Below are 3036 nucleotides of genomic sequence, written 5' to 3'. Positions count from 1 at the left end.
GCGGGGATGCTTAGCTACTTCGTTAGTAAGCAGGAGTAGTCGCTAAATAGTGAAGAACTGTTTTTGTTAGAACGGCATAGCAGTTTTGCGATTTCTATAATTAATTGCGTCTTATATTTATGGATAGAGACAGGATTGGAAGGCTTTTGAATATAAGTTTGGAATCCAGAAGTGAGAGCCTGTTGATGAGCTTGCTTATGAGTATTCTCACTCAAAGCAATAGCAGGAATATCTCTAGTTGGTAGAGGCATAAGTGAACGAACTCTGTGTATTAAAGAATAGCCAGACTCATCTGGCAGATCAATGTCGCTAATTAAAAGATCTACACTCTCATGCTTGATGAGAGCAAATGCGGAAGAAGCATTGGATGCACTTATAACCTGAATTCCGTAGCTTTTAAGAATATATCTAGTTAAAAAAACGTTGTCTTGTGTATCATCAGCTACAAGAATTGTCAAACCTTTAAAGATATCTATGTCAAATTCAGGACAGGTATCACAGTAATGATCTGACACGATGATATGGCCTCCTTAGTTGCCAACTCAATTATGGAGGAAGTCCTACAGGTAGCTAGGTGGAAACTAGCTGCTCTGTGGGCATTTTCAGAATGTTACTAACTTGATTTAATCAAGCTTTTACAGTTTTAGTCTTATGACTTGAGACACAGAAAATTGAGATTTTTGTGGAAAATGGTGTGTATTTTTACATGCAGTGGGATTATCGGCTCAACCTTTAGTTAGATGCAGGGTAAATATCAAGCTAATATACTGATGTTACTTGTTTGGTGTTTTCAGCATATACCCAGGAAATTAGTACTTCATGTGTTTTGGAGTACATTAACGACCCACATCATGGATGAATGAATTCATCCCGTTCGCTTATATTCCCCGGTTAAAAACACGGAGGCTTTACGCTTCACGACTCGTAATTGTAATCAGGTTCGTTTTGATGTTGCAGTTGAACAAGAACGTGATGACAGACATCGGTGAATTTAATATTTTCTGCAATTAAATCGGCTTGGATATCTGGATCAATATCGCATTTAAGTTAAGACAGAATTTGATCATTGGCGTCGCTAAGTGCGGTTAATACTTCGTCAAGAGAATATATTGCGTCTTCAAGAGGAGATAGTTGTTTTGCCGCAAGCTTTTGTGCGGCTAGTATTCTTTCAATTTCAGACGAGTTGCGAACCAGGTGCAAAGTCATTTTGCAGCCCGTTAGAATACTACAAGTTCGGCTGTAGTATAGGAAAAGCTGTTGTATCTGCTCGTTAGTCAATGTGGGATGCATGCTTGTTCGTTGTTGATTGTTCACGAGTGGATTCCTCTAAATGCTTTTGCAACGTGTATGGACAATCAAGAGCTTTAATACCGCTAGCATAAGGCAGTTTGTATGATGCCCAAAGTTGCCACCGTAAGACATCAACTCTAATCGCTGCACCACTGTATTGCACTCGACAATCTTTGTCTGGTTTATCAAGGATGTTTTTTGTGATAGTGTTCACCATCTCTATCTTGAGAGTATTCGTAATTCCCATCATCTGCTTGTTAAGCCACTGTTTTATTTCTGGTGATTGCAGCCAATCTCGAATTTGCTCATCAGTGGGAGTCGGGCGGTTGGTTGATAGTGCAGTCTTTTCATCTAATTTATTAGCTGGGGTTTTTGGTTGAAAGAGTTGGTGAAAATGAGCATCTATATTTGAAATTTTCATATCCTTTTATTAGGAGTTATTCTTATTCTATAAGATAATTATTAAAAATATTGTTGAGCCAGAAGTCAGAAGCCGAATAAATGCTGAATTAGAAGTTAGGAGAAAGAAGGGTCATCCCTCTTTCCTCTGAATTCGTTGATATTTAGTGATCGACAAAAAAGTTGATTAATTGAAAAAAGCAGGAAACAAGATAGACTTCGTTGAAAAAAAATCACAACCATTAAAGGCTAGATGCTTTGTCGGCTGTAATCAACAGAACAGTAATTGATCAACCCAAAAAAGCCTCTGCCAAATGATTTAATTGTGTATGGGTTTAACATTGCTCTTTAGACTGAGGAAATCACCGTATTAACGTTATAAAGTGTTACTTGCACTTTTAGTAAAGTTCTGTAACAGAATTGACGTTATGGCTAATCAAGCAGAAAATAAAGGTAAGCGCAGTGCAACTCATGAGGAACAGACAAATAACAAAGCTTCTCAGAAAAATCCAGCAGAAATAGAAACTGATAATGACAACTGGAGCCAAAAGCTAGAGTCACTAGGCTCGACCTTAGATGGTGATTTGAGCGTACTCTCAAGCGAGGATGCCTTGAGTTTAGTTGATGAATGGCATGACTTATTACATAAGGCTAAAGAGCCGGAAATTAAAGAAATTGCCACTCACCTCAAGCAACTTAAGCAATTGCTCAAAAGTAATAAAGCCACAGGTCATGAAATTAGCGAAGTGCTGATGGAAGTTGGTGAGCAAACAGCAAATTTTGCATCTGATGCTGATAAAGAGATTAAAACTCCAATTCGACAATTGGGTAAGAAAATCAGCAAAGTTGGCAATTCTTTAGGTAAGGCTGAAGACCAAGAGGAGATTGAAGAAATTGATTCTTTGGTAGAGACGCTAGAAGAGGACTTAACGCAGATTGATACCGAAACAGCACAGGGTGCTGTAGATCGTTGGTATCAGTTGTTGCACAAGTCATCAGATGAAAATCTGGTACAAATTGCTGATGGACTTAAAGAACTCAAGCAGCTTTTAAAGCGCGGTAATCCTAAACCTGCTAACGTTAGTAATTTATTAGCAAGACTGGGTGAACAAACTACAGATGTAGCCCAAGAAGCAAAAAGAGGTTTCAAAGGGCCAATTCAAAGACTAGGTAAGCTGCTATCTAAAGCAGGCAAATCCTTAGAAGAATAAAATTTTCTAAGTAGATTCAAGCGTATAGGAATAATGTTAAGGTAGTTGTGTTAATTACCTACTTTTAAAGTCATTAAGAGCTTTTCAGGAGTTGACACTTAACACACCGACTCTAACATTACTCCTATCTGTACCT

3 protein-coding genes are annotated in these 3036 nt (G+C 38.1%); 1 reads left to right on the top strand and 2 read right to left on the bottom strand.

Going from position 1 to position 3036, the window contains the following annotated elements; translation table 11 throughout:
- Positions 1 to 14 precede the first annotated feature (14 nt).
- Both HCR01_RS37490 and HCR01_RS37485 read right to left on the bottom strand, forming a co-directional pair.
- Entirely contained in the window at positions 15 to 515 is a 501-nt protein-coding gene (locus HCR01_RS37490; protein ID WP_193200944.1) for a response regulator, read from the bottom strand.
- 755 nt (positions 516 to 1270) lie between these two features.
- Complete coding sequence (locus HCR01_RS37485; protein WP_226890078.1) at positions 1271 to 1711, bottom strand: hypothetical protein; 441 nt, start codon at positions 1709 to 1711, stop codon at positions 1271 to 1273.
- Between the two features lie 406 nt (positions 1712 to 2117).
- On the opposite strand from HCR01_RS37485, the gene HCR01_RS37480 reads away from it, so the two are divergent.
- Positions 2118 to 2900 (top strand): hypothetical protein, encoded by a 783-nt coding sequence (locus tag HCR01_RS37480; protein ID WP_193200943.1) that lies wholly within the window; start codon positions 2118 to 2120, stop codon positions 2898 to 2900.
- Positions 2901 to 3036: the final 136 nt, after the last annotated feature.

It is taken from the genome of Nostoc sp. MG11, assembly GCF_014904695.1.
Lineage (GTDB): Bacteria > Cyanobacteriota > Cyanobacteriia > Cyanobacteriales > Nostocaceae > Komarekiella.
The sequence above is the reverse complement of the archived record's forward strand: the minus strand, read 5'-3'. Positions and strand labels throughout refer to the sequence as shown.